General features: G+C 63.5%; 24 protein-coding genes. 1 reads left to right on the top strand and 23 read right to left on the bottom strand.

The window, feature by feature from the left end:
- Positions 1-20: 20 nt before the first annotated feature.
- The 7 genes from QTI24_RS09410 to QTI24_RS09380 form a co-directional block, all read right to left on the bottom strand.
- Entirely contained in the window at positions 21-1,217 is a 1,197-nt protein-coding gene (locus QTI24_RS09410; RefSeq protein WP_286599932.1) for an ABC transporter substrate-binding protein, read from the bottom strand.
- A 34-nt stretch (positions 1,218-1,251) separates the two neighbouring features.
- The gene (locus QTI24_RS09405) at positions 1,252-1,962 is read right to left on the bottom strand and encodes an ABC transporter ATP-binding protein (RefSeq protein WP_286599931.1); all 711 of its coding nucleotides are present in this window, start codon (positions 1,960-1,962) and stop codon (positions 1,252-1,254) included.
- Positions 1,962-2,732 (bottom strand): ABC transporter ATP-binding protein, encoded by a 771-nt coding sequence (locus QTI24_RS09400; RefSeq protein ID WP_286599930.1) that lies wholly within the window; start codon positions 2,730-2,732, stop codon positions 1,962-1,964. Before QTI24_RS09400 ends, QTI24_RS09405 begins: the two co-directional genes overlap by 1 nt.
- Positions 2,733-3,122: 390 nt before the next feature.
- Positions 3,123-4,682 (bottom strand): DHA2 family efflux MFS transporter permease subunit, encoded by a 1,560-nt coding sequence (locus tag QTI24_RS09395; RefSeq protein WP_286599929.1) that lies wholly within the window; start codon positions 4,680-4,682, stop codon positions 3,123-3,125.
- A gap of 17 nt (positions 4,683-4,699) precedes the next feature.
- Complete coding sequence (locus tag QTI24_RS09390; protein ID WP_286599928.1) at positions 4,700-6,004, bottom strand: HlyD family secretion protein; 1,305 nt, start codon at positions 6,002-6,004, stop codon at positions 4,700-4,702.
- Positions 6,005-6,033: 29 nt separating this feature from the next.
- Complete coding sequence (locus QTI24_RS09385) at positions 6,034-7,533, bottom strand: efflux transporter outer membrane subunit (protein WP_286599927.1); 1,500 nt, start codon at positions 7,531-7,533, stop codon at positions 6,034-6,036.
- Positions 7,514-8,068, bottom strand: coding sequence for a MarR family winged helix-turn-helix transcriptional regulator (locus QTI24_RS09380; RefSeq protein ID WP_286599926.1), 555 nt, complete (start codon positions 8,066-8,068; stop codon positions 7,514-7,516). Before QTI24_RS09380 ends, QTI24_RS09385 begins: the two co-directional genes overlap by 20 nt.
- A 74-nt stretch (positions 8,069-8,142) precedes the next feature.
- On the opposite strand from QTI24_RS09380, the gene QTI24_RS09375 reads away from it, so the two are divergent.
- The gene (locus QTI24_RS09375) at positions 8,143-9,927 is read left to right on the top strand and encodes an ABC transporter transmembrane domain-containing protein (RefSeq protein WP_286599925.1); all 1,785 of its coding nucleotides are present in this window, start codon (positions 8,143-8,145) and stop codon (positions 9,925-9,927) included.
- Positions 9,928-9,961: 34 nt separating this feature from the next.
- Here the strand turns inward: QTI24_RS09375 and QTI24_RS09370 are convergent, their stop codons facing one another.
- Genes QTI24_RS09370 through QTI24_RS09295 form a run of 16 tightly spaced genes read right to left on the bottom strand, consistent with a single transcriptional unit; the run spans position 9,962 to position 25,357 of the window.
- A complete protein-coding gene (locus tag QTI24_RS09370) occupies positions 9,962-10,399 on the bottom strand; it encodes a DUF1178 family protein (RefSeq protein ID WP_286599924.1) in 438 nt (145 codons plus the stop codon).
- Positions 10,400-10,406: 7 nt separating this feature from the next.
- The gene (locus QTI24_RS09365; protein WP_286599923.1) at positions 10,407-11,000 is read right to left on the bottom strand and encodes an NUDIX domain-containing protein; all 594 of its coding nucleotides are present in this window, start codon (positions 10,998-11,000) and stop codon (positions 10,407-10,409) included.
- Between the two features lie 4 nt (positions 11,001-11,004).
- Entirely contained in the window at positions 11,005-11,310 is a 306-nt protein-coding gene (locus QTI24_RS09360; protein ID WP_286599922.1) for a DUF2818 family protein, read from the bottom strand.
- A 9-nt stretch (positions 11,311-11,319) separates the two neighbouring features.
- Complete coding sequence (nuoN, locus tag QTI24_RS09355) at positions 11,320-12,807, bottom strand: NADH-quinone oxidoreductase subunit NuoN (RefSeq protein WP_286599921.1); 1,488 nt, start codon at positions 12,805-12,807, stop codon at positions 11,320-11,322.
- Positions 12,808-12,831: 24 nt separating this feature from the next.
- Positions 12,832-14,307: an NADH-quinone oxidoreductase subunit M gene (locus QTI24_RS09350; RefSeq protein WP_286599920.1), complete on the bottom strand. Its 1,476-nt coding sequence runs from the start codon at positions 14,305-14,307 to the stop codon at positions 12,832-12,834.
- A gap of 26 nt (positions 14,308-14,333) precedes the next feature.
- On the bottom strand, positions 14,334-16,358 hold the full coding sequence (nuoL, locus tag QTI24_RS09345) for an NADH-quinone oxidoreductase subunit L (RefSeq protein WP_286599919.1): 2,025 nt from the start codon (positions 16,356-16,358) through the stop codon (positions 14,334-14,336).
- A 10-nt stretch (positions 16,359-16,368) separates the two neighbouring features.
- A complete protein-coding gene (gene nuoK, locus QTI24_RS09340; RefSeq protein WP_028248920.1) occupies positions 16,369-16,677 on the bottom strand; it encodes an NADH-quinone oxidoreductase subunit NuoK in 309 nt (102 codons plus the stop codon).
- A complete protein-coding gene (locus QTI24_RS09335; protein ID WP_286599918.1) occupies positions 16,674-17,321 on the bottom strand; it encodes an NADH-quinone oxidoreductase subunit J in 648 nt (215 codons plus the stop codon). Before QTI24_RS09335 ends, nuoK begins: the two co-directional genes overlap by 4 nt.
- Positions 17,322-17,344: 23 nt before the next feature.
- Positions 17,345-17,887 (bottom strand): NADH-quinone oxidoreductase subunit NuoI, encoded by a 543-nt coding sequence (gene nuoI / locus QTI24_RS09330; RefSeq protein ID WP_286599917.1) that lies wholly within the window; start codon positions 17,885-17,887, stop codon positions 17,345-17,347.
- Positions 17,888-17,898: 11 nt separating this feature from the next.
- Positions 17,899-18,975, bottom strand: coding sequence for an NADH-quinone oxidoreductase subunit NuoH (gene nuoH, locus QTI24_RS09325; protein ID WP_286599916.1), 1,077 nt, complete (start codon positions 18,973-18,975; stop codon positions 17,899-17,901).
- Complete coding sequence (gene nuoG / locus QTI24_RS09320; protein WP_286599915.1) at positions 18,972-21,122, bottom strand: NADH-quinone oxidoreductase subunit NuoG; 2,151 nt, start codon at positions 21,120-21,122, stop codon at positions 18,972-18,974. Before nuoG ends, nuoH begins: the two co-directional genes overlap by 4 nt.
- A 17-nt stretch (positions 21,123-21,139) precedes the next feature.
- Positions 21,140-22,480 (bottom strand): NADH-quinone oxidoreductase subunit NuoF, encoded by a 1,341-nt coding sequence (gene nuoF, locus QTI24_RS09315; protein WP_503011229.1) that lies wholly within the window; start codon positions 22,478-22,480, stop codon positions 21,140-21,142.
- Positions 22,480-22,995, bottom strand: coding sequence for an NADH-quinone oxidoreductase subunit NuoE family protein (locus tag QTI24_RS09310; protein WP_286599913.1), 516 nt, complete (start codon positions 22,993-22,995; stop codon positions 22,480-22,482). Before QTI24_RS09310 ends, nuoF begins: the two co-directional genes overlap by 1 nt.
- 7 nt (positions 22,996-23,002) lie before the next feature.
- The gene (locus QTI24_RS09305; protein WP_286599912.1) at positions 23,003-24,256 is read right to left on the bottom strand and encodes an NADH-quinone oxidoreductase subunit D; all 1,254 of its coding nucleotides are present in this window, start codon (positions 24,254-24,256) and stop codon (positions 23,003-23,005) included.
- Positions 24,256-24,864 carry an NADH-quinone oxidoreductase subunit C gene (locus QTI24_RS09300; protein WP_286599911.1) on the bottom strand — a complete coding sequence of 203 codons (609 nt, stop codon included), beginning with the start codon at positions 24,862-24,864 and terminating at the stop codon, positions 24,256-24,258. Before QTI24_RS09300 ends, QTI24_RS09305 begins: the two co-directional genes overlap by 1 nt.
- A gap of 13 nt (positions 24,865-24,877) precedes the next feature.
- Positions 24,878-25,357: a NuoB/complex I 20 kDa subunit family protein gene (locus QTI24_RS09295; protein WP_012748606.1), complete on the bottom strand. Its 480-nt coding sequence runs from the start codon at positions 25,355-25,357 to the stop codon at positions 24,878-24,880.
- Between the last annotated feature and the right edge of the window lie 15 nt (positions 25,358-25,372).

Here is a 25,372-nt window from a genome sequence, read left to right as displayed (position 1 = left end):
GGTTGATAGCAGAGATGCGGTTATTTCCAGAGGGCGCACTTGGAGTCGGCCTTCGCGGTGAAGACCTGCTCACCCGGCAGCTTGGCGTTCACCTTGAGGTAGTCCCAGGGCTGCTTGGATTCGGCGGGCGACTTCACTTCGACCAGGTACATGTCGTGCACCATGCGGCCATCGGGACGGATCTGGCCCTTGGCGTAGAAGTCGTCGATCTTCATGCTCTTGAGTTGCGCCATCACCTTGTCCGAATCGGTGGTCTTGGCTGCCTGCACGGCCTTCAGGTAGGTCGTGGTGGCGGAGTAGTCGGCCGCCTGGATGTCGGTCGGCATGCGCTTGGTCTTGTCGAAGAACCGCTTGGCGAACTTGCGCGTGTCGTCGTTCAGGTCCCAGTACCAGCTCGTGGTGTGCAGCAGGCCTTCGGTGTTCTTGAGGCCCAGGCTGTGCACGTCGCTCAGGAAGATCAGCAGGCCCGCGGTCTTCATGGTCTTGCCGATGCCGAACTCCTTCGATGCCTTGATCGAATTGATGGTGTCTCCGCCCGCATTGGCGAGGCCGAGGATCTGGGCCTTGGAGTTCTGCGCCTGCAACAGGAAGGACGAGAAATCCGAAGCGTTAAGCGGATGGCGCACCGCGCCGACCACCGTACCACCCTTCGCCTTGACCACGGCAGTGGTGTCGGCCTCGAGCGCATGGCCGAAGGCGTAGTCGGCGGTCAGGAAGAACCACGACTTGCCGCCCCGATCGACCACCGCGGCGCCTGTGCCCTTGGCGAGCGCGACGGTGTCATATGCGTAGTGCACCGTGTATGGGCTGCACTGCTCATTGGTGAGTGCCGACGATGCAGCGCCGTTGTTGAAATACACGCGCTTCTTTTCCTGCGCCACCTTCGCGGTGGCCAGGGCCGTGCCCGAATTGGTGCCCCCGAAGACCATCGTCACGCCTTCGGTGTCGATCCATTCGCGCGCCTTCGAGGCGGCAATGTCGGCCTTGTTCTGGTGGTCGGCCGTGAGGAGCTCGATCGGCTGGCCCAGCACCTTGCCGCCGAAGTCGTCGATCGCCATTTGAATGGCGAGCGCGCCGTTCTTGCCTTCGAGGTCGGCGTACAGGCTGGACATATCGGTGACGAAGCCGATCTTCACCTTTTCCTGCGCATGCGCTGCGCCCGACGCGAGCGCCAGGGCTGCGACGGCCAGTGTCAAAGCGGTGAGCTGGTTCTTCATGGGGATCTCCAATCCAATCAAAGGGTTGAGAAGTTCAAACGCCGAGCAGCTCGTTGAGCACCGGCATCTTGGCCTCGAGTTCGGCGGCGCTGAAGGCCTCGACCATGCGGCCGTGTTCCATCACGTAGAAGCGGTCGGCCAGTGGCGCCGCGAAGCGGAAGTTCTGCTCGACCATGACCACCGTGTAGCCTTTGCCGCGCAGCATCTGGATCATGCGGGCGAGCGCCTGCACGATCACCGGCGCCAGACCTTCGGAAATCTCGTCGAGCAGGAGCAATCTGGCGCCCGTGCGCAGGATGCGCGCGACGGCCAGCATCTGCTGCTCGCCGCCCGACAGGCGCGTGCCCTGGCTGTTGCGCCGCTCCGCCAGGTTGGGAAACATCGCGTAGATCTCGTCCACCGACATGCCCTGCCCCGCCCCTTTCAGGGCAGGCGGCAAGAGCAGGTTCTCTTCGCACGACAAGCTCGCGAAGATGCCGCGCTCTTCCGGGCAATAGCCGATGCCCTGGTGGGCGATGCGGTGCGTGGCCATGTCGATGGTCTCGGTGCCGTTGACCTTGATGCTGCCCTTTCGCGCGCCCGTGAGGCCGAGGATCGCGCGCATCGTCGTGGTGCGGCCTGCGCCGTTGCGGCCCAGCAGCGTGACCACTTCGCCGGGCTGCACGACCATGTCGACGCCATGCAGCACGTGCGACTCGCCGTACCAGGCTTGCAGTCCCTTGATTTCGAGTGCAGGGGTCGCCATCAGTGGGCCCCTTGCAGTTGGCCGTCGGTGGTGCCCATGTAGGCTTCCATGACCTGCGGATTCCTCGACACCTCGGCGTATGGCCCCTCGGCCAGGACGGCGCCGCGCTGCAGCACGGTGATCGTGTCGGCGATGGTCGACACCACGCTCATGTTGTGCTCCACCATGAGGATGGTGCGGCCGGCGGACACGCGCTTGATGAGCTCAGCCACGCGGTGCACGTCCTCGTGACCCATGCCCTGCGTGGGCTCGTCCAGCAGCATCAGCTCAGGCTCCATGGCGAGCGTGGTCGCGATTTCGAGCGCGCGCTTGCGTCCGTAGGGAAGATTGACCGTCAGTTCGTCCGCCAGGTCTTCGAGGCCGACCTCGGCCAGCAATGCACGCGCCCGATCGTTCAGCGGCGTGAGCGACTTCTCGCTCTTCCAGAAGTGATACGAAGTGCCGAGCGCACGCTGCAGACCCAAGCGCACGTTTTCGAGCAGGGTCAGGTGCGGGAACACCGCCGAAATCTGGAACGAACGGATGATGCCGCGCCGTGCGATCTGCGCCGGGCGTTCGCTGGTGATGTCCTGTCCATTGAACAGGATGGTGCCGGACGTCGGCTCGAGGAACTTCGTGAGCAGGTTGAAGCAGGTCGTCTTGCCAGCGCCATTCGGACCGATCAGCGCATGAATCGATCCTCGAACGACCGAGAGATTGACCTTGCTGACCGCGGTGAAACCCTTGAATTCCTTGGTGAGCTGGCGTGTTTCGAGAATGATGTCGCTCATCTCGCGCGGTCACCCGTGTGCTGGCAGGAAGAATCAGTCATGCAGTCCATCTGTGCGCGCCACCATGGCTGCGCGGACCGCATTGTTTGCGGGGCCACCAAAACTTGCCTACTGGGGCAAATGCCTAGCTGAGCTCGCCCCCAGGCTTGCGCACTTCGTGTCGCAGCGCCTCCCCCCTGCCGGGCGCAACACCGGTGGCCCGGCAGAGCCGGTTCCACGGTGTTTCACGAAGGGGCTTCGCTTCGCTTGCCGCAGATGTTCTGGGACGTATCTGTTGCCCCCGCACTACGCGTGGGCTGCTGCGGAACCGGCTCCGCCGGGCCGCAAGCAGCGCCCCCTGCAAGGGGGTGGGCGGCCACACGAAGTGGGCAAGCCTGGGGGTGTGCCTAGCTAGTGCGCTCCGGCGGCAGCGTCGGCGGCGCCGGGGCCGCGGGTGGGCTTGGCCAGCCAGACCAGCGGGATCAGCAGGAGGAACAGGATCGCCGAGCCGTAGAACAGGTCATTCGATGCGAGCATGAACGCTTGCTGGTCAACGAAGCGATTGAGCTGACCCAGCACCTGCTCGGGGCTGAAACCGCTTCCGCCCAGGCCGGCGATGGCGCTGCTTGCCGCCCCGCTGCCCTGGGTGACCGATTCGACCAATTGCGCATGGTGCAGCGCCGCCCTGTTCTCCCACAGGGTGGTCGCGGTCGAGGTGCCGATTGCGCCTGCAGTGATGCGCAGGAAGTTGGACAGGCCCGACGCGGCCGGAATCCGGTCGGGCGAGAGGCCCGACAAAGTGATCGTCACCAGCGGGATGAAGAAGAACGCCATCGCGACGCCCTGGATGATCGTCGGGATCATGATGGTCCAGAAGTCGGCCTGCGTATTGAAGTTCGACCGCATCCATAGCACCAGCGCGAACACGAGGAACGAGAAGGTGGCATAGCGGCGCGGATCGATCTTGGCCACCGTCAGGCCGACAATCGGCGAGAAGAAGATCGCCAGCAAGCCCACGGGCGCCATGATCATCCCGGCCTGCGTGGCCGTATAGCCCATGAACTGCTGCAGCCACAGCGGCAGGATCACCACGTTGCCGAAGAAGAGACCGTAGGCCACCGCCGTCGCGAACGCACCCGACCAAAAATTGCGCCGCTTGAACAGCGACAGGTCGACCACCGGGTGCTTGTCGGTGAGTTCCCAGACCAGGAAGAACGCGAAGCCGACACCTGCCACAACAGCGAGCGTGACGATCTCGGCGGAGTGGAACCAGTCGAGCTCCTTGCCCTTGTCGAGCATGAGCTGCAGCGAGCCGACCCACAGCACGAGCAGCGCGAGTCCGATGCCGTCGATCGGCACCTTGCGCGTGCCGCTTTCGCGCTTGCGGTAGATGCCCCACGTGATGCCTGCGGCGAGCAGGCCGACCGGGATGTTGATGTAGAAGATCCAGGGCCACGAGATGTTGTCGGTGATCCAGCCACCGAGCAACGGTCCCATGACGGGCGCCACCAGCGTGGTCATCGACCACATCGCCATCGCGAGGCCGGCTTTCGCGCGCGGATAGCTCGACAGCAGCAGCGTCTGCGACAGCGGAATCATCGGACCGGCCACGAAGCCCTGCAGCGCGCGAAACGCGATGAGCATCGTCATGTTGGGCGCCAGGCCGCAAAGCCACGAACTGATGATGAACAGCAGCACGCTGGTCATGAACAGGCGCACTTGGCCGAAGCGCTGTGTCAGCCACCCGGTGAGCGGCACCGCAATGGCGTTGGCCACCGCGAAACTGGTGATGACCCACGTGCCCTGGGTCGAGCTGACGCCGAGGTCACCGGCAATGGCCGGCAGCGAGACGTTGGCGATCGACGTGTCGAGCACGTTCATGAAGGTCGCAGCTGACAGCGCGACCGTCCCCCACACGCGGGCTGAGCCTTCGAGCGGTGGGAGCGGCTGGGAAACCGGGGCGTTCGACATCGCGCGGGCCCGACCGATCAGCCGGGTTGGGCCTGCGAAGCGGCCGGCGCACCGTGATGGTTCGGGCTCGTCGCGGCGGGAGCCTTGCGCGTCATTTCGCGGCCCAGGTTCGCGGCGATGATGCGTTCGACTTCGGCGTCGGCGCCGTGGTCGAGCTTGCTGTAGACCTGCGTCTGCACCAGCGCGCTGTCACGCGGTGCGTCGGCGAGCATCTTGCCGCCCTTCTGGCTCACATCGATCTCCGCGTCCATCGAAAGACCCACGCGAAGCGGATTGGCCTTGAGCTGCACGGGGTCGAGCGCGATGCGCACGGGGACGCGCTGCACCACCTTGATCCAGTTGCCGGTCGCGTTCTGGGCGGGCAGCAGCGCAAACGCTGCACCGGTGCCGACGCCCAGCCCGGCGACGCGCCCGTCGTACTCCACCTTCTTGCCGTACAGGTCGGCCGTGAGCTTCACGGGCTGATCGATTCGGATGTTGCGCAACTGCACTTCCTTGAAGTTGGCGTCGACCCACAGCTGGTTGAGCGGGACGATCGACATCATCGTCGTGCCCGCGGCCACGCGCTGGCCGAGTTGCACGGTGCGCTTGGCGACATAGCCTTCGACCGGCGCCGGCATGGCGACGCGCTGCGTGGCGAGGTAGGCCTCGCGGACTTTGGCGGCAGCGGCCTGCACGCTCGGATGCTGCTCGACGCTCGTGCCTTCGGTCAGCGACTGGTTGCTGGTGAGCTGTTCGCGCGCGGCGAGTGCATTGGCCTGCGCGGCCGCGAGGGCGCTCTTGGCGTTGGCCAGCGCCGTCTCGGAGTGATTGAGTTCTTCCTTCGACACCGCGCCGTTGCCGGAGAGCGCCTGGCGGCGCTTCAGGTCGTCCTGCGCGCGGGCGATGTCGCTCTGCGCCCTGACGATGTCCGCTTGACGCAGCGACACCTGTGCCGCCAGTGAGGCGTTGTTGACGTACAGGGTGCGAACCTGGCGCACGGCCTGCGCGAGCGCGGCCTCGGCCTGGTCGAGCGCCACCTTGGCGTCGGACGGATCGAGCTGCACCAGCGGCTGACCGGCCTTCACCAGGTCGGTGTCGTCCGCCATGATCGCCATCACCGTGCCGCCGATCTGCGGGGTGATCTGGATCACGTTGCCTTGCACGTAGGCGTTGTCGGTCGATTCATAGTGGCTGGCGACCAGCCATTCGTACACGCCCCAGCCGGCACCGGCGACGACGACGATCGATGCGAGCGCGGTCAGCGCGCGACGGCGCTTGTTATTGGAAGCCGGCGCCTCGGCAGCGGGTGCAGCGGGTTGGGCGGCGTTGTTGTTTTCCATGGCAATGTCTTTCGAATTCAGAGCGATGTTCAGGGGTGTTGGGGCGCGGATGCAGCAGCGGCGGTCTTGTCGCCGTCAGGTTGCCAGCCGCCGCCCAGCGCGCGTGCGAGGGCGACCTGGCTGTCCAGCGCGCGTGCGGCGAGATCCACGCCTTCGCGGCGCTGCAGCAGCACGGTGGTCTCGGCCGACAACACGTCGAGGAAGTTGCCCAGGCCCGCGCTGTAGCGCTGGACGGCGATCTGGTAGGCAGCTTCCGCGGCGTCCTGCGCTTCGCGCTGCTGGACCTGCTGGCGCGCGATCGATTGCACACTCGTGACCTGGTCGGCCACATCGCGCACGGCGTCGAGCACGGTGGTGTTGTAGCTCTCGATCGCAGCGTCGAGATCGGCCGCCTTGCCACGCAGATTGGCGCGCAGCCTCCCACCCTCGAAAATGGGCAAACGAATGGCAGGACCGACGCCCCACTGCTGGCTGCCCGACTTGAGCAGGTTGTCGATACCGATGCTGGAAAAACCGGCAAAGGCGACGAGGTTGATGTTGGGATAGAACTGGGTCTTGGCGTTGGCGACATCGCTGGTCGCCGCTTCGACGCGCCAGCGGGCGGCGGCGATGTCGGCGCGGCGGCCCAGCAGGTCGGCGGGGATCGTCGGCTGCAGTGCCATCGTCTTGAGGCCGTCGAGCGCCGGTGGAATCAGCGCCTGAGTTGCACCCGGCTTTGCCACCAGTGCGTCCAGCGCATGTTGCGCGATCTCGATCTGCTCGCGGAACGACTCGATCTGCTGGCGCGCCTGGGGAATGGCGCCTTCGCTCTGCTTTGACTGCAGTTGCGTATCGAGGCCGGCGGAGACGCGGTCGCGCACCAGCTTGAAGACTTCTTCCCGCTGCGCCAGCGTGCGTTCGGCGACTGCGAGCTGATCGTGCAAGCGGGCCCACTGCACGTAGCTCCGGGCGACGTTGCTGGCCAACAGGATGCGAGCCGCATCGGCTTCGGCGGCGGCAGCGTTTGCAGAGCCGATGGCGGCTTCGATCGCGGTGCGGTTCTTGCCGAAGAAGTCGAGCTCCCAGCTGCCGTTCAGCTGAAGGGCACCCGTTTCCTGGATCGACCCGCCCAGCGGCGCCGGATAGATGTAGTTGCCGCTGAACTTCTGGCGCGTCAGGTCGAGCGAGCCATTGATCTGGGGCTTGTCCGCAGCCTCGGTGGCCGAGACTGAGGCCTGCGCGCGTGCAAGACGAGCGCGCGCGACTTGCAGACTGGGATTGCCTTCGATCGCCTGGGCGATGAGCGAATCGAGTTGCGCATTGCCGAACGCAAGCCACCACTGGCTATCGATCGTCGGGGCAGCGGCGCTGACGGCAGGCGCTGCCGATGTGGCGGCCGCGGCCGTGAGGCCGAGCGACTCCGCATCGCGAAGCTTCGCGTGCGAAGCGATATTGCCCATGTCGGCACAGCCGGCAAGGACCAGCGCGAGCGCCGCGGCTGCCATTGCAGTCGCATGGCGCACGGCGCCTTCAGGAAGAAGCTGAGTCATCTTTCTCTCCACGGGCCGACAGGGCCTGTGCGTTATCAAGGATGCGGCGCAGATAGCTCTTGAGCTGTTGCCACTCTTCGTTCGTGAATCCGGCGAGGTGCTCGTTTTGCACACGGCTGAGCACGTGAGGTACTTCTTCGGCGGCCGCGCGGCCTTCATCGGTGAGCTCGATATTGACCACGCGCCGATCGGCCACGGAGCGCACCCGGCGGCACAAGCCCTTGGCTTCCAGGCGATCGAGAAGGCGAGTCATGGCGCCGGTATCGAGCTGGCATTCGCGCGCCAATTCAGCGACGGTGGTGGCCTGACCGATATGCAGCTTGTGCAGCGGAACCCACTGCGGATAGGTCGGGCTGCCGGGCTCGCACATGTGAATTTCGACGGATTGGCCGACCGCCGTCAGGATGCGGCGCATCATGTAACCAATGCTTTCCTCCGCGCGATAGTTCTCGGCCTTGTAGAAGGCCCTGACCTCAGGCAGCTTGCCTGGCGAAGGAGCCGGTGGGCCGGTTCCAGCAGTCTTTGGATCGGACATGACGCAATAATAGTTGCCGCGACAATTACTGTCAAGGCGACTTTTGTGCGGGCAAGCGTTGCTAGAATCGGGCCATGGTTTGCCCTGCTTCCCCTGCGTCCGGCAAAGGCGCTCCCAAATCACTGTCCGGATTGGCCCCTTTCCTGCGGCCCTATCGCATCCAGATTGGCCTCGCGGGCGTTTTCCTCGTGCTGGCGGCAGCGACCACGCTGGTGTTCCCGGTCGCATTGCGCAGCCTGATCGACGGCGGACTGGTGCCCAGCGACAAGGGAGAACAAACGATGGCGCTGCGCGATCACTTTGTCGCTCTCTTTGCGGTGGCCGTTGCACTGGGCGTGTTTTCCGCGGCGCGGTTCTATACGGTGAGTTGGCTGGGCGAGCGGGTCACGGCCGACCTCCGCAACGCCGTCTACGCACATGTCCTGCGCCAAAGCCCTGTCTTCTTCGAAACCACGCAAACCGGCGAGGTGCTGTCGCGCCTGACGGCGGACACCACGCTGGTCCAGACGGTGGTCGGGTCCTCGCTCAGCATGGGATTGCGCAATGCGGTGATGGGCGTCGGCGCCCTGGCGATGCTGATCTGGACCAACCCTTACGTGATGGTGCAGGTGCTTGGCATTCTGGTGCTGGTGGTATTGCCCAGCATGTGGTTCGGCCGGCGCGTGCGCAAGCTCTCGCGCGCCAGCCAGGATCGCGTCGCCGATTCGAGCGCCATCGCCGCCGAGGTGCTGAACGCCATTCCGGTGGTGCAGAGCTACACCGCCGAAAGCCGCGAGGCTGCCCGCTTCGACGCCTCTACCGACAGCGCTTTCCGGACCGCCGTCCGCCGCACCAAGGCGCGCTCGGTATTGGTCGCCTTCATCATCATCGCGACGTCGGCGGCGTTGCTCTGGGGGCTCTATCAGGGAACGCAGGCGGTGCTGCACGGCGACATCACGGCCGGGCACCTCGGCCAGACCGTCGTCTACGTCATCATCCTGGCGAGCGCTGCAGCGGTCCTCGGCGAGGTCTATGGCGATCTGCTGCGGGCCGCGGGCGCCACCGAGAGACTGATGGAACTGCTGCACGCCAAGCCGGTCATCCTGTCGCCCGCCCAACCGGCCCAGGCGCCCATTCCCGAGGCCGGGAGCGCCGTCAGCTTCGAATCGGTGAGCTTCCACTATCCCTCGCGCCCCGGCATCCCTGCTCTGCGCGACTTCAACCTGTCGGTGGCGCCGGGCGAAACTGTGGCGCTGGTCGGGTCGAGCGGCGCCGGTAAGAGTACGGTCTTTCAGCTGCTGCTGCGCTATTACGATCCGCAATCAGGACACATCAGGCTCGACGGCACGCCACTCGCATCGCTGTCGCTCGACGAACTGCGCACGCGCATTGGCCTGGTGCCACAGGATGCCGTCATCTTTTCGGCCAGCGCCTTCGAGAACATCCGCTACGGCCGTCCGGACGCAAGCGCTGACGAAGTCCACGCCGCCGCCAAGGCAGCGTTCGCGGACGGTTTTCTGAGGGCACTGCCAGAGGGCTACGACACCTTCCTGGGTGAACGCGGCGTGCGGCTTTCGGGGGGCCAGCGCCAACGCATCGCCATTGCGCGCGCCATGCTCAAGAATCCGCCCTTGTTGCTGCTCGACGAGGCGACGAGCGCCCTCGACGCCGAAAGCGAGCGCATGGTGCAAGCTGCGCTCGAATCCGCGATGTCCGGCCGCACGACGATCGTCATCGCTCACCGGCTGGCCACGGTCCAGAAGGCCGATCGCATCGTGGTGCTGGATCACGGTGGCATCGTCGAGCAGGGAACCCATGCGGCGCTGGTGGCGCAGAGCGGCGTTTACGCGCGATTGGCGGCCTTGCAATTCGCGGCCTGAAGAACCGTAGAGCCGGCCTTCCCGCAAGCCGCGACTACTGCAGCGTTTCCTTGAGCGCCGCCGGCAGCGGCAGCGAAAACACCGAGATACCTTCGTCGATCAAGGTCTGGGCTTGCTCACGCGTGGCCTGGCCGCGAATGCCACGCTCCTCGGCTTCGCCGTAGTGCATCTTACGGGCTTCGTCGGCGAAGCGATCGCCGACGTCTTCGGTCTGCGCGATCACCTCGCGCACGGCACGCAACCAGCGCGCCTCGGGCGAATTGTTCTCCGGTGCGGCTGCGGGGACATCAGGGGATGGCTTCGGCCCGCCCAGATTCAGCCGTGGTGCGGCCAGCATCTTGGTGATTGCCGTGTCGCCGCAAATGGGGCACTCCACCAGCCCGGCCGCCAGCTGGGTGTCGAAAGCGTCGTGCGACGCGAACCACCCTTCAAAGCCATGGCCATGCGCGCACTGGAGGTTGAGGACCTTCATGCACGGATTATCCGGCGCGATCGGACAAGGCGCCGCGTTTCCAGTCGAGCGTCCATGCGCCCGACAGGACGTTTTGCAGCCACAGCGTGCAAGTCAGCGTCTTGGCGTCGGACACGGTTCCGTCTCGGCACCAGTCCGTCAGCTCTTCCGGCGTCGCGGTGATCACGTCGAGAAACTCGCCATGGTCGAGCTGCCGTGCGCCGAGCGACAGGCCACGCGCGAAGTAGATATGGATGATCTCCGTCGAATACGCCACCGCGAGGTGCATCGCGCCTGCGTGCGCCCACTCGTTGGCGGTGTAGCCCGTTTCCTCGAGCAATTCGCGCTGGCCGCACAGCAAAGGATCTTCACCCGCATCCAGCTTGCCGGCAGGAAACTCGGTCATCACATGGCCAACGGGGTAACGGAACTGGCGCTCGAGCACCACGCGACCATCGTCGAGCAGGGGCACGACCACCACCGCCCCTGGATGAACGATGTATTCGCGGGTCGCGGTGTGGCCATCGGGGAGGCGGACGGTGTCACGTTTCGCCTGCAGGAAGCTGCCCTTGAAGAGCAGTTCGCTCGCGGTGAGTTCTTCCTTCAGATGTGCGTCATCCATTCAGCTAGCTCCGATGCTTGAGCAGGTAGCGCCAGGTGAATCCTGGAAACGCGAGCACGATGAACAAGGCACCGGTAACCGCATAGAACTCCCATCCTTGAGGGGAAATCTGACCGACTCGGCTTTCGAACAGCAGTCCGATGCCACCCGCGACGAAATAGAGAAACACCAGCTCGCCCAGTCGAACGGCCAGCGTCTTGGTGCGCGGCGACAGCGGCACCAGTCCCAGCAGGCGATCGGTCACGAATGGCAGGTTGGCAGCCACCAGTGCGACCAGCAGCACCATCCAGACCGACGCGCTTTGCGACACGGGGCGTGATCAGGTGGCCAGGGTGGCCACGATCGCCTGGGCGCAGAGCGTCATGAGGCCGCCGGGCAAGATCCCGAGGATCAAGATCAGGGCGCCATTGAGCGTCAGCACCGCGCGCACGTCGATCGGCGCCGACACCGTGGTCGCTGTCACGGGCGCATCGAAGTACATGACCTTCACGACGCGCAGGTAGTAGAAGGCGCCAATCAGCGACATCACGACGGCGAACACCGCCAGGGCGATGTACATCGCCTGACCCGAGTAGATCAGCGCCTGCAAAACGGCCAGCTTCGCATAGAAGCCTACCAGGGGCGGCACGCCGGCCAGCGAGAACATCGCGATCGCCATCACGGCGGCATAGAGCGGACTGCGCTGGTTGAGGCCTGCGAGGTCGGTGATCTCCTCGCTTTCGAACCCTTCACGTGCCAACAGCAGGATGATGCCGAAGCTCGCCAGCGTGGTCAGTACGTAGGTCACGATGTAGAACATCGAGGCGCTGTACGCGAACTGCGCGTTGTAGGTGGTGTCGTTGCCGACACCTGCCACGAGACCGAGCAGCATGAAGCCCATCTGCGCGATCGTCGAATAGGCCAGCATGCGCTTGAGGTTGGTCTGCGCAATGGCGGCGAGATTGCCGACCAGCAGTGACGCTATCGCCAACAAGGCGAGCATCTGCTGCCAGTCGATTGCGAGCGGAAGCAGACCTTCGACCAGCAGGCGGATGATGATCGCAAAGGCCGCGAGTTCCGGAGCCGCACCAATCATCAGCGTGACCGCGGTCGGCGCGCCCTGATACACGTCAGGCACCCACATGTGGAAGGGCGCCGCGCCAACCTTGAATGCCAGACCGGCCACGATGAACACCAAGCCGAACACCAGCACCTGGTGGTTCACCTTGCGACTGGCAATGGCCTTGAACACTTCGTTGATGTCGAGCGAACCGGTGGCGCCGTACATCATGGAGAGCCCGTACAGCAGGAACCCGCTCGCCATCGCGCCGAGCACGAAGTACTTCATCGCCGCTTCGCTCGCCACCGCGTTGTCGCGGCGCAGCGCCACCAGCGCATAGCTCGAGAGCGTGAGCAATTCCAGGCCAAGGTAGATCACCAGGAAATTGCTCCCGGAGATCATCACGAACATGCCGAGCAAGGAGAGCATGCTGATCGTGAACATCTCGCCGCCGCGGAGCATCCCGCGGTCGGCCGCGTAGGGCCGGCCATAGACCAGCGTGACCATCAGTGCGACGGTGGCAAAGCACTTGAGCCAGTTGCCCATCGGATCGCTCACCACCATGCCGCCGAAGCCATAGATGGTCTTGCCCGAGGAGGCATTGAAGCCGCAAAGCACCGCCACGACGGCGAGCGTCATCAGGGTCAGGATGTAGGTGGCCGTGCGGCGGGGGCTGGTGGTGGACAGATCCAGCAGCGCGATGATGCAGGTCGCGACCAGCAGCACCACCTCGGGGTAGATCGTCATCCAGCTGAGTTTGTCAATCATCTCGTTCTCTTGTTCAGCCTGGACTCAAGGCAGCTTGGAAATCGCCATGTGGTTCAGCAGTTCGGCCACGGATGCGTTCATCACGTCGGTGAACGGCTTGGGATAGAGCCCCATCCACAGCACCGCGATCGCCAGCAGTGCCAGCATCAGGAATTCGCGCGCGTCGATGTCGCTCAGTTCCTTCACGTGGTCGTTGCCCACGGGACCGAGATAGACGCGCTTGTACATCCACAGCGTGTAAGCCGCGCCGAAAATCAGCGCCGTGGCGGCACCGAGGCCGAGCCAGAAGTTGGCCTTTACCGCACCCAGGATCACCATCCACTCGCCGACGAAACCGGCGGTGGCGGGAAGTCCGCAGTTGGCCATCGCGAACAGCAGCGCGAACGCCGCGAACTTGGGCATGGTGTTGACCACGCCGCCGTAGTCCGCGATCTGGCGCGAATGCACGCGGTCGTACAGCACGCCGATGCACAGGAACATCGCGCCCGAAACGAAACCGTGCGCAATCATCTGCACGATGCCGCCGGCAATGCCGAGGTCATTGAAGATGAAGAAGCCGAGCGTCACGAAGCCCATGTGAGCCACCGACGAATAAGCCACGAGCTTCTTCATGTCCTGCTGCACCAGTGCAACCAGGCCGACGTAGATCACCGCGATCAGCGACAGCGCGATCATGAGCCAGGCCCACTCGTGCGAGGCATCTGGAGCGATGGGCATCGAGAATCGGAGGAAGCCGTAGGCGCCGAGCTTCAGCATGATGGCCGCCAGCACGGCAGAACCACCCGTGGGTGCCTCGACGTGCACGTCCGGCAACCACGTGTGGACCGGCCACATGGGAACCTTCACCGCGAAAGCGGCGAAGAAGGCGAAGAACAGGAAAGTCTGCTCGCTCGCGGTCAACGGCAGCTTGTGCCAGGTCAGGATGTCGAAGCTGCCACCCGACCTGTTGAACAGGTAGATCAGCGCGACCAGCATCAGCAGCGAACCGAGCAGCGTATAGATGAAGAACTTGAAGGCCGCGTAGATCTTGTTGGGACCGCCCCAGATACCGATGATGAGGTACATCGGAATCAGCGTGGCCTCGAAGAAGACGTAGAACAGCACGCCGTCGAGCGCCGAGAACGACCCGATCATCAGGCCCGACAGGATCAGGAACGCGCCCATGTACTGGTTCACGCGTTCGGTGATCACTACCCACGCCGAGATCACGACGACGACCGTAATGAACGCCGTCAGCAGCACCAGCCAGAACGAAATGCCGTCCAGCCCGATGTGATAGCTGATGTTGAAGCGTTCGATCCAGCTTTCCTTTTCGACGAATTGCATCGCCGCGGTTCCGGTCTGGAAACGCGTGTAGAGCGGCAACGTGACCAGGAAGCTCGCGATCGACCCGACGAGCGCCACCCAGCGCACGCCCTTTGCGTGCTCGTCACGACCAAACGCCAGCAACACGACGCCGAAGACGATCGGCATCCAGATGGCAAGGCTCAACAAACCCATTTTTGTTTTTCTCCAGCGAGAGCCGCTTACCGTTTAAACCAGACGAAGTACGACATGAGGACGAAGATGCCCAACAGCATCGCGAAAGCGTAGTGATAGATGTAGCCGGACTGCATCCAGCGCACGACGCCGGAAATGCGGCCGACCAGTTTCCAGGAACCGTTGACGATCGCGCCGTCGATGATCCCCTGGTCACCGCCCTTCCACAGGCCGGTGCCCAGTGCACGCGTTGCGCGCGCGATCACGTTCTCGTTGAACCAGTCCATGTAGTACTTGTTGTCGAGCAGGCGGTAGATCGGGCCGAACGCGCGCTTGATCGCAGCAGGCAGCGCCGGTTTCACCAAGTACAAGTACCAGGCCGTCACGACGCCGGCAAGCGCCAGCCAGAACGGCGCGGCGGTGAAGCCGTGCAGGGCCATGGCCATCGGGCCGTGAAAGGCTTCGGCCAACTCCTTCATCGCCTCGTGTTTGGTTTCGTCGACGAAGATCGCGCCCTTGAAGAGATCACCGAAGAGCAAGGGCTCGATGGTCATGTAGCCAATGACGACCGACGGGATGGCCAGCAACACCAGAGGCACCCACACGACCCACGGCGACTCATGCGGCTCGTGGTGGTCGTCATGATGACCATGACCGTGGTCACCATCGTGATGCGCATCGGGATTCTGGTCGTAGCGCTCCTTGCCATGGAAAACCATGAAGTACATGCGGAACGAATACAGGGCCGTGACGAACACGCTCGCCAGCACCGCGAAGTACGCGAAGCCCGAGCCCCAGAGATGGCTCTCGCGCACCGCTTCGATGATGCTGTCCTTGGAGTAGAAACCCGAGAACCATGGCGTGCCGATCAACGCCAGCGAGCCCACCAGAGACGTGATCCAGGTGATCGGCATGTACTTGCGCAAGGCCCCCATCCACCGCATGTCCTGGTTGTGGTGCATGCCGATGATGACCGAGCCGGCGCCGAGAAACAGCAGCGCCTTGAAGAACGCGTGCGTCATCAGGTGGAAGATGGCAACTGAGTATGCCGACGCGCCGAGCGCCACCGTCATGTAGCCGAGCTGCGAGAGCGTGGAGTAGGCGACCACGCGCTTGATGTCATTTTGAATGACGCCCAGGAAGCCCATGAACAGTGCAGTGATCCCGCCGATCACGAGCACGAAGCTCAGGGCCGTATCGCTCAGTTCGAACAACGGCGACATGCGCGCCACCATGAAAATGCCTGCCGTGACCATGGTCGCAGCATGGATCAGCGCCGAGATCGGGGTCGGGCCTTCCATCGAATCCGGAAGCCACACGTGCAACGGGAACTGCGCGCTCTTGCCCATCGCACCGATGAACAGGCAGATGCAGATCACGGTGATCAGCATCCACTCGGTACCTGGGAAGCTCAACTTCGCCAGCTCGTTGGCCTTGGCAAAGGTCTCGCCGTAGTTCAATGTGCCCGCATAGGCAGCCACCAGGCCGATGCCCAGGATGAAACCGAAGTCGCCCACACGGTTGACCAGGAAGGCCTTCAGGTTGGCGAAGATCGCGGTCGGCCGGTTGTACCAGAAGCCGATCAGCAGGTAGGACACCACGCCCACCGCCTCCCAGCCGAAGAACAGCTGGAGCATGTTGTTGCTCATCACGAGCATCAGCATCGAGAACGTGAAGAGGGAGATGTAGGCGAAGAAGCGGTTGTAGCCTTCGTCTTCTTCCATGTAGCCGATGGTGTAGATGTGCACCATCAGCGACACGAAGGTCACCACGCACATCATCAGGGCCGTGAGGCCGTCGACCAGGAAGCCGATTTCCATCTTCAGGCCGCCGACCGTCATCCACTCGTAGATCGTGGCATTGAAGCGGGCGCCGTCCGACACCACGCTGTTGAGCGTCATCGCCGAGAGGATGAAGGAGATCAGCACGCCGAGGATCGTCAGCGAATGCGTGGCGCGGCGGCCGATGAGGTTGCCGCCCAACTTCGTGCCGAACAGGCCGGTCACGACGGCGCCGATCAAGGGAGCCAGCGGTACGGCCAGCAGTGTGGATGCGGAAAGTGTTGCGCTCATGAGAAAACCTTCAGCCCTTGAGCGCGTTGAGTTCGTCGACGTTGATGTTCGACTTGTTGCGGAACAAGAGGACCAGCAGCGCCAGCCCGATCGCCGACTCGGCCGCGGCAACTGTCAGGATGAAGAACACGAAGATCTGTCCGTGCATGTCGCCAAGAAAGTACGAGAAGGCGACGAAGTTCATGTTGACGGCCAGGAGCATCAGCTCGATGCACATCAACAGCACGATCAGGTTCTTGCGGTTCAGGAAGATGCCGATGACCGAGAGCGCGAACAGCATCGCACCCAGCGAAAGAAAGTGTCCGAGCGTGAGCGTCATGCCTTGGTCTCCGCTGCTGCCGAGGGTTGTTCAGCGGCAGGTTCAGCCGCACGCGTCACGGGCATCTGGACGATGCGCACACGGTCCCGCGCCTTCACGCGGACCTGATCTGCCGGATTCACGTACTTGCTGTCCTTGCGGGCGCGCAGCGTAAGGGCGATGGCCGCAAACATGGCGACCAGCAGGATCACGGCCGCGATCTCAAGCGGATAGAGATAGTCGGTGTAGAGAAGCTTGCCGAGTTCGAGCGTGTTGGACGTGTCGGGGCCGGTCGCGAGCGGGCTCTTCGGCGCGCTCAGGCGGAAACCGCCCATCAGCACCGCGGCCATCTCGAGCGCGATCAGCGCGCCGACGGCGGCAGCAAGCGGGAAGTGCTTCCAGAAGCCCTCGCGAAGCCCTTCGACGTCGATGTCCAGCATCATCACCACGAAGAGGAACAGCACCATCACCGCCCCCACGTAGACGAGGACCAGTGCGATCGCCAGAAATTCGGCGCGCAGAAGCAGCCAGATGGCCGATGCCTGGAAAAACGCCAGCACCAGGTAAAGCGCGGCATACACAGGGTTGCGCGCGGTGATCACGCGGAAGGCTGCAAACAGCAGCACCGCGGAAAACAGATAGAACAGACCGGTCTTGACGTCCATGGATCGAATTTGTTTCTTCCCGCTCAGCGGTACTTGGCGTCAGCCGCCTTGTTGGCGGCAATTTCTTTTTCGTAGCGGTCGCCGACGGCGAGCAGCATGTCCTTGGTGAAGTAGAGGTCGCCGCGCTTCTCACCGTGGTACTCGAAGATGTGCGTCTCGACGATCGAATCGACCGGGCAGCTCTCCTCGCAAAAGCCGCAGAAGATGCACTTGGTGAGGTCGATGTCGTAGCGCGTGGTACGGCGGGAGCCGTCGTCGCGCACGTCGGATTCGATGGTGATGGCGAGCGCCGGGCACACGGCCTCGCAAAGCTTGCAGGCAATGCAGCGCTCTTCGCCGTTTTCATAGCGGCGCAACGCATGCAGTCCACGGAAGCGCGGCGACAGCGGCGTCTTCTCTTCCGGGAACTGAATGGTGATCTTCCGGCTGAACGCGTACTTGCCGGTTATGGCCAGACCCTTGAACAACTCGAACAGCATGAAGCTGCGCAAGAAGTCCTTGAGCGAGAAAGGCGCGGACGCGAATGAGGAGGAGCGCGCAAGCGCGCTGGCGGAGGGCGCAGTCATGGCAGTTCCAGTTATTTCCAGATGTTGAACGGGGTCTGCATCCAGGCGCCGACCACCACCAGCCACACCAACGTGACCGGAATAAAGATCTTCCAGCCGAGCCGCATGATCTGGTCATAGCGGAAGCGCGGGAAGGTCGAACGAACCCAAAGGAACATCGTGACGACCACGAAGGTCTTGATGCCCAGCCAGATCCAGCCCGGGATGAATGCGAGGAAGTCGAACGGAGGCAACCAGCCGCCGAGGAACAGCACCGCGCACAGGATCGAGACGAGCCACATGTTGGCGTACTCGGCCAGGAAGAACATCGCGAAGCTCATGCCCGAGTACTCGATCATGTGACCGGCGACGATTTCCGATTCGCCTTCCACGACGTCGAAGGGGTGGCGATTGGTTTCAGCCAGGCCCGAGATGAAGTAGACGACGAAGATCGGCAGCAGCGACAACCAGTTCCACGACAGAAACCCGATGCCCATCGAAGCGAAGTGGCCCTTGCCCTGCCCCATCACGATGTCAGTCATGTTCAGGCTGGCGGACACCATCAGCACCACGACGAAGCAGAAGCCCATCGCGATTTCGTAGCTGACCATCTGGGCCGAAGCGCGCAGTGCACCGAGGAAGGCGTACTTGGAGTTGGACGCCCAGCCGGCAATGATCACGCCGTACACCTCGAGCGAGGTGATGGCCATCACGAACAGCAAGCCGGCATTGATGTTGGCCAGCGCGACCTCCGGTCCGAAGGGAATGACCGCCCAGGCGGCCAGCGCCGGCATGATGGTCATGATCGGCCCCAACAGGAACAAGCCCTTGTTGGCGACGGTCGGCAGGATGATTTCCTTGGTCAGCAGCTTGAGCGCGTCGGCGATCGGCTGCAGCAAGCCCAGTGGGCCGATGCGGTTGGGGCCGATGCGAATCTGCGTGAAGCCGATGGCCTTGCGCTCCCACAGCGTGAGATAGGCAACTGCGCCCATCAGCGGCAGCACCACCACGACGATCTTGATCAGCGTCCAGATCACCGGCCAGGCCACGCTGGTCCACCAGCCCGCGGAGATCAAGCCCAGGCCGAAGCCATGCAGCGCGTCGATCATGCGAGCACCTCCTGTGCCACAGAGGCCTGCGCCAGGCGCGCGTCGGCCGTGAGTTGCAGGGAAGGTGCGCGACGCACGATCGAGTCGAGTTGGTAGATGCTCGCGACGGCCGGCGACGCGCCCGAGGCGTTGCCAGACTGGATGGGCGCCGCGGTGGCGTTGCTCAGCCGGTCGGCCAGCACCTGGCCGGGCGAGCCGATCTCGGCCAGTACGTCAGCCGTCGATTCGAACGCGAAGCCCGAGAGGCCGAGCAAATTGGCCAGCACACGCAGAACCTTCCAGGCCGGACGTGTTTCACCCAGCGGCTTCACGACGGCGTGGAAACTTTGCGCGCGGCCTTCGGCATTGACGAAGGTACCCGGCGTCTCGGTGAACGGAGCGACAGGCAGCAGCACGTCGCTGAATTCGAGGTTGGACTTGAACGGACTCAGCGTCACGACCATTTGCGCGTGCGCGAGTCCTTCGACGGCAGCAGCACCGGCTGCCGAATCGAATACGGGTTCGGTGTTGAGCAGCAATACAGCCTTGAGCCCGCCGCCGAGCATCTGGCCTGCATTCAGACCGCCGGCCTTCGGCAGTGCGCCGACGACTTGCGCGCCGACGGTATTGGCCGCCTCGGTCAGGTAGCCGACGCTGGCACCGGTTTGCGCACCGATCCAGTTGGCCAGTGCCAGCAAGGTGCTGGCCTCGGCATGATGCGCCGCCGCGTTGCCAAGCAGGACGGCCTTGCGTTCGCCGCCGAGCAGCGATGCCGCCATTGCCTTCGCCGAGTCGCTTGCAGCGGCATTCCTCGTCACAGGAGCCGTGGCGCCGGTGCTTTCAGCAATCGCAGCAGCGATGTCGACCAAAGAGTCGACCCACTGGTGAGCCGGAACGCGAACGGCGTTCGCCACGGGCATCGCCCAGGCGTCGGCATCGGCCAGCAGGTCCGGCGAAGTCAGTGCACTGAGCACGCCGCCCTTGCGAATCGATTGACGAATACGCTGCGCGAACAGCGGATGCTCCTTGCGCAGGTTTGAGCCGATCACGAACGTGCGTTGCAGCTGCGACAGCGATGCGATCGAGGTGCCGAGCCAACGGACGCCTTCGACCTCGGCGAACTCGGCGTTGCGCAGGCGGTAGTCGATGTTGTTGCTGCCCAGGCCATGCGTCAGCAAGTTGGCGAGGTGTAGCTCTTCGAGCGTGCTGTGCGGGCTGACGAGCGTGCCGATGCTTTGCGCACCGTGGTCGGCCTTGATCTGCTTCAGGCCATTGGCAACGTATTCCAGCGCAGTTTGCCAATCGACTTGTTGCCACTGGCCGCCCTGCTTCAGCATCGGCTGCGTCAGGCGCTCGGGGCCGTTCAATGCCTCGTAGGAGAAGCGGTCGCGGTCGGCGATCCAGCACTCGTTCACGTCTTCGTTTTCGAGTGGCACCACGCGCATCACGCGATTGTTCTTGACCTGGACGATCAGATTGGCACCGGTCGAGTCGTGTGGACTCACCGATTTGCGGCGCGACAGTTCCCAGGTGCGAGCGCTGTAGCGGAAGGGCTTGCTCGTCAGCGCGCCGACCGGGCAGATGTCGATCATGTTGCCCGACAGTTCGGAATCGACCGAGTCGCCGAGGAAGGTCTCGATCTCGGAGTGTTCGCCGCGGTTCGACATGCCGAGCTCCATCACGCCGGCGACTTCCTGGCCGAAGCGGACGCAGCGCGTGCAATGAATGCAGCGGCTCATTTCTTCCATGCTGATGAGCGGGCCGACGTCCTTGTGGAACACGACGCGCTTTTCTTCCTCGTAGCGCGAAGACGAACCGCCGTAGCCCACGGCCAAATCCTGCAACTGGCACTCGCCACCCTGGTCGCAGATCGGGCAGTCGAGCGGATGGTTGATCAGCAGGAACTCCATCACCGACTGCTGGGCCTTGATGGCCTTTTCGCTCTTGGTGCGGACGATCATGCCCTGGGTGACGGGCGTGGCACAGGCCGGCATCGGCTTCGGCGCCTTCTCCACATCGACCAGGCACATGCGGCAGTTGGCCGCGATGCTGAGCTTCTTGTGATAGCAGAAGTGCGGGATGTAGGTGCCCGCCTTGTCGGCCGCGTGCATGATCATGCTGCCTTCGACGATGTCGACCTTCTTGCCGTCGAGTTCGATTTCAACCATATGTGTTCTTCTTGCGCTCAGGCCTTGGCCGGTGCCTTCGGGACGTAGCCGGGGATCAATGCCTCGAACTCGTGGCGGAAGTGCTTGATCATGGCTCTGACCGGCATCGCGGCGGCATCGCCCAGCGCGCAGATGGTGCGGCCCTGGATGTTGTCGGCGACAGAATTCAGCAGGTCCATGTCGGTGGCCTTGCCATGGCCGTTGTGGATGCGATCCACCACGCGCCACAGCCAGCCCGTGCCTTCGCGGCACGGGGTGCACTGGCCGCACGACTCGTGCATGTAGAAGTACGAGAGGCGCTTGAGCGATTCGACCATCGAGCGGCTGTCGTCCATGACGATCACGGCGCCGGAGCCCAGCATCGATCCCGCCTTGGCGATGGAGTCGTAGTCCATCGTGCATTCCATCATGATGGATGCCGGCAGGACTGGAGCCGACGAGCCGCCGGGAATCACCGCCTTCAACTGGCGCCCCTTGCGCACTCCGCCGGCCAGTTCGAGCAGCTTCGAGAACGGCGTGCCCATCGGCACTTCGTAGTTGCCCGGCAGTTCGACGTCGCCGCTGACCGAGTAGATCTTGGTGCCGCCATTGTTCGGCTTGCCGCACTCGAGATAGGCCACGCCGCCGTTGTTGATGATCCAAGGCACCGCGGCAAAGGTCTCGGTGTTGTTGATCGTGGTCGGCTTGCCATAGAGGCCGAAGCTCGCCGGAAATGGCGGCTTGAATCGTGGCTGGCCCTTTTTGCCTTCGAGCGATTCGAGCAGCGCGGTTTCCTCGCCGCAGATGTAGGCGCCAAAGCCGTGTGCAGCGTGAAGCTGGAAGTTGTAGCTACTGCCCAGGATGCCGTCGCCCAGGTAACCGGCCGCGCGCGCTTCTTCCAGCGCTTCCTCGAAGCGGTCGTAGGTCTGAAAGATTTCGCCGTGGATGTAGTTGTAGCCCACGCTGATGCCCATCGCGTAGGCCGCGATGGCCATGCCTTCGATCACGATGTGCGGGTTGTAGAGCAGGATGTCCCGGTCCTTGCATGTACCCGGCTCGCCTTCGTCGGAATTGCAGACGAGGTACTTCTGGCCCGGGAACTGGCGGGGCATGAAGCTCCACTTGAGACCGGTCGGAAAGCCCGCGCCGCCGCGGCCCCTCAAGCCAGACGATTTGACTTCGGCGATCACCTGGTCGGGCGTCAGCCCTTCACTCAGGATCTTGCGCAGCGCCTTGTAGCCACCACGCGCCTCATAATCGGCCAGCCGCCAGTTGGTGCCGTTCAGGCCGGCGTAGATCTGCGGCTCGATGTGGCGATCGTGAAAGCAGGTCTGGACGCCGGTCGCCTGGAACTGCGAAAGCACTTGCTCGGGCGACATCATTGCGCTCCCTTCAAGCCGTCTATCAGCTGATCGAGCTTTTCATTGCTCATGAAGCTGCACATCGTGCGGTCGTTGACCAGCATCACCGGCGAATCGGCGCAGGCACCCAGGCATTCGCTCTGCTGAAGAGTGAACATGCCGTCGGGCGTGGTCTCGCCCATTGCGATGCCCAGCTTCTTCTCGAGATGTTTCAGCGCCACGGCGCCGTCGCGCAACTGGCACGGCAGGTTGGTACAGACGTTGAGCTTGAACTTGCCCACCGGCCGCTGGTTGTACATGTTGTAGAAGGTCGTGACTTCATGCACCGCGATCGGCGCCATCCCCAGGTAGGCGGCGATCTCGCGTTCGCGCTGCTCGCTGACGAAGCCTTCGTCCTGCTGCACGATCGTCAGGCAGGCCATCACTGCGGACTGCTTACCTGTCGGCGGATACTTGGCAACCTCTCGCGCAAAGCGCTCCAGCGTCGCGGCCGACAGCGACGCCTGGGGGCTGTGGGTGGTGTCGGAATTCATGGGCTCTTTACCTGTCAATCTCACCGAACACGATGTCCATCGTGCCGATCACGGCCACTGCGTCGGCAATCATGTGCCCGCGCGCCATCTCGTCGAGCGCCGCAAGATGCGGGAAGCCGGGTGCGCGGATCTTCAGACGGTAGGGCTTGTTGGCACCGTCGCTCACCAGATAGATGCCGAATTCGCCCTTCGGGTGCTCGACGGCGGCATATGCTTCGCCTTCGGGCACATGAAAACCTTCGGTGAAGAGCTTGAAATGGTGGATCAACTCCTCCATGTTTGCCTTCATCGACTCGCGCGCAGGAGCGGCCACCTTGTGGTTGCTGGTGATGACCGGCCCCTGATTCGCACGCAGCCATGCCGAGCACTGCTGGATGATGCGATTGGCCTGGCGCATTTCCTCGACGCGGACCAGATAACGGTCGTAGCAGTCACCGGTCTTGCCGACGGGTACGTCGAAGTCCATGCGGTCGTAGACGTCGTAGGGCTGCTTCTTGCGCAGATCCCATTCGACGCCGGAACCGCGCAGCATCGGACCGGTGAAGCCGAGGTTAAGGGCGCGCTCTGGAGTGACCACGCCGATACCGACCGTGCGCTGCTTCCAGATCCGGTTGTCGGTGAGCAGCGTCTCGTACTCGTCGACCATCTTCGGGAAGCGCTTGCAGAAATCGTCGACGAAGTCCAGCATCGAACCCTGGCGGTTTTCGTTGAGCCGCTCGATCGCCTTCGCGTTCTTGATCTTGCTGGCCTTGTACTGCGGCATCGCGTCGGGCAGGTCACGATAGACGCCGCCCGGACGGAAGTAGGCCGCATGCATGCGCGCGCCGGACACCGCTTCGTACAGGTCGAACAGGTCTTCACGCTCGCGGAAGCAGTAGATGAGCATGTTCATCGCGCCGCAGTCGAGGCCATGCGCGCCAAGCCACAGGAGGTGGTTCAGCAGGCGCGTGATCTCGGCGAACATCACCCGGATGTATTGCGCGCGGATCGGCACATCGAGGCCCATGAGCCGCTCGATGGCAAGACAGTACGCGTGCTCGTTGCTCATCATCGACACGTAGTCGAGACGGTCCATATACGGCAGCGACTGGATGTAGGTGCGCGACTCCGCGAGCTTCTCGGTCGCGCGGTGCAGCAGGCCGATATGCGGGTCGGCGCGCTGGATGACTTCGCCATCCAACTCCAGCACGAGGCGCAGCACGCCGTGCGCTGCCGGGTGCTGGGGACCGAAGTTCAGCGTGTAGTTCTTGATTTCGGCCATCAGTGGAGTCCGCCGTAGTTGTCTTCGCGGATCACCCGCGGCGTGATTTCGCGCGGCTCGATGGAGACGGGCTGATAGATCACGCGCTTCTGGTCCGGGTCATAGCGCATCTCGACGTGACCCGACACGGGAAAGTCCTTGCGGAACGGATGCCCGATGAAGCCGTAATCGGTCAGGATGCGGCGCAGGTCGTCATGGCCTTCGAAGACGATACCGTACAGATCGAAGGCTTCGCGCTCGAACCATCCCGCGGCATTCCAGACGCTGGTCAGCGAATCGACGACCGGCAGGTCTTCGTTCGGCACGAACACCTTGAGGCGGACACGCTGGTTGAGGCTCACGGAAAGCAGATGGGACACGACGCAGAAACGCTCGCCCTCCCACTCGCCTTCACGATAGCCGGAATAGTCCATGCCACAGAGGTCGATGAGTTGCTCGAAGCGGCAACCCGGCGCATCGCGCAGCAAGGTCGCAACCGCCCGGTAGTCAGCTGCACTCACCACCACCGTCACCTCGCCCAGCGCGAGCGTGACGCTCTTCGCCTTGGAGCCAAGCGTTTCGGTGATCTGGGTCTGCAGCGCCTCGGGAGAAATGGCAAAGTCGGTCATCGTCTCTTGCTCTTCAGGCGCGCGCAATCGTGTTGGTACGGCGAATCTTCTGCTGGAGTTGGATCACCCCATACAGAAGCGCCTCGGCGGTCGGCGGACAGCCCGGAACATAGACATCGACCGGCACGATGCGATCGCATCCGCGCACGACCGAATAGCTGTAGTGGTAGTAGCCGCCGCCGTTCGCGCACGAGCCCATCGAGAGCACCCAGCGAGGCTCCGGCATCTGGTCGTAGACCTTGCGCAGCGCCGGAGCCATCTTGTTGCAGAGGGTGCCGGCGACGATCATCAGGTCGGACTGGCGCGGGCTGGGCCGGAACAACATGCCGAAGCGGTCGATGTCGTAGCGCGCCGCGCCCGCATGCATCATCTCCACCGCGCAGCAAGCCAGCCCAAAGGTCATGGGCCACAGTGATCCGGTCTTGGCCCAGTTCACCACCGAATCGTAGGTCGTGGTGACGAAGCCTTCCTTCATGACGCCTTCAATGGCCATTTTTCGGATTCCTTG

This window comes from Variovorax sp. J22P240, assembly GCF_030316855.1.
In the GTDB taxonomy this organism is placed as follows: domain Bacteria; phylum Pseudomonadota; class Gammaproteobacteria; order Burkholderiales; family Burkholderiaceae_C; genus Variovorax.
Note: the sequence above shows the minus strand (reverse complement) of the source record. Positions and strands in the feature narration are given on the sequence as shown.

Bases quoted from the DNA above. Each gene is read 5' to 3' on its own strand.
- QTI24_RS09370 (WP_286599924.1), bottom strand. From the start codon at position 10,399: ATGAAGGTCCTCAACCTCCAGTGCGCGCATGGCCATGGCTTTGAAGGG.
- QTI24_RS09350 (WP_286599920.1), bottom strand. From the start codon at position 14,307: ATGGGTTTGTTGAGCCTTGCCATCTGGATGCCGATCGTCTTCGGCGTC.
- QTI24_RS09410 (WP_286599932.1), bottom strand. From the start codon at position 1,217: ATGAAGAACCAGCTCACCGCTTTGACACTGGCCGTCGCAGCCCTGGCG.
- nuoH (WP_286599916.1), bottom strand. From the start codon at position 18,975: ATGATCGACGCGCTGCATGGCTTCGGCCTGGGCTTGATCTCCGCGGGC.
- nuoI (WP_286599917.1), bottom strand. From the start codon at position 17,887: ATGACTGCGCCCTCCGCCAGCGCGCTTGCGCGCTCCTCCTCATTCGCG.
- QTI24_RS09400 (WP_286599930.1), bottom strand. From the start codon at position 2,732: ATGAGCGACATCATTCTCGAAACACGCCAGCTCACCAAGGAATTCAAG.
- QTI24_RS09385 (WP_286599927.1), bottom strand. From the start codon at position 7,533: ATGACTCAGCTTCTTCCTGAAGGCGCCGTGCGCCATGCGACTGCAATG.
- QTI24_RS09305 (WP_286599912.1), bottom strand. From the start codon at position 24,256: ATGGCCGAAATCAAGAACTACACGCTGAACTTCGGTCCCCAGCACCCG.
- QTI24_RS09380 (WP_286599926.1), bottom strand. From the start codon at position 8,068: ATGTCCGATCCAAAGACTGCTGGAACCGGCCCACCGGCTCCTTCGCCA.
- QTI24_RS09295 (WP_012748606.1), bottom strand. From the start codon at position 25,357: ATGGCCATTGAAGGCGTCATGAAGGAAGGCTTCGTCACCACGACCTAC.
- QTI24_RS09375 (WP_286599925.1), top strand. From the start codon at position 8,143: ATGGTTTGCCCTGCTTCCCCTGCGTCCGGCAAAGGCGCTCCCAAATCA.
- QTI24_RS09395 (WP_286599929.1), bottom strand. From the start codon at position 4,682: ATGTCGAACGCCCCGGTTTCCCAGCCGCTCCCACCGCTCGAAGGCTCA.
- QTI24_RS09365 (WP_286599923.1), bottom strand. From the start codon at position 11,000: ATGGATGACGCACATCTGAAGGAAGAACTCACCGCGAGCGAACTGCTC.
- QTI24_RS09405 (WP_286599931.1), bottom strand. From the start codon at position 1,962: ATGGCGACCCCTGCACTCGAAATCAAGGGACTGCAAGCCTGGTACGGC.
- nuoF (WP_503011229.1), bottom strand. From the start codon at position 22,480: ATGTCGCCCGAGCAAGTGCTTTCGCAGTTCCAGGCGACCGGCGTCCAG.
- nuoL (WP_286599919.1), bottom strand. From the start codon at position 16,358: ATGAGCGCAACACTTTCCGCATCCACACTGCTGGCCGTACCGCTGGCT.
- QTI24_RS09390 (WP_286599928.1), bottom strand. From the start codon at position 6,004: ATGGAAAACAACAACGCCGCCCAACCCGCTGCACCCGCTGCCGAGGCG.
- nuoG (WP_286599915.1), bottom strand. From the start codon at position 21,122: ATGGTTGAAATCGAACTCGACGGCAAGAAGGTCGACATCGTCGAAGGC.
- QTI24_RS09310 (WP_286599913.1), bottom strand. From the start codon at position 22,995: ATGAATTCCGACACCACCCACAGCCCCCAGGCGTCGCTGTCGGCCGCG.
- nuoN (WP_286599921.1), bottom strand. From the start codon at position 12,807: ATGATTGACAAACTCAGCTGGATGACGATCTACCCCGAGGTGGTGCTG.
- nuoK (WP_028248920.1), bottom strand. From the start codon at position 16,677: ATGACGCTCACGCTCGGACACTTTCTTTCGCTGGGTGCGATGCTGTTC.
- QTI24_RS09300 (WP_286599911.1), bottom strand. From the start codon at position 24,864: ATGACCGACTTTGCCATTTCTCCCGAGGCGCTGCAGACCCAGATCACC.
- QTI24_RS09335 (WP_286599918.1), bottom strand. From the start codon at position 17,321: ATGGACGTCAAGACCGGTCTGTTCTATCTGTTTTCCGCGGTGCTGCTG.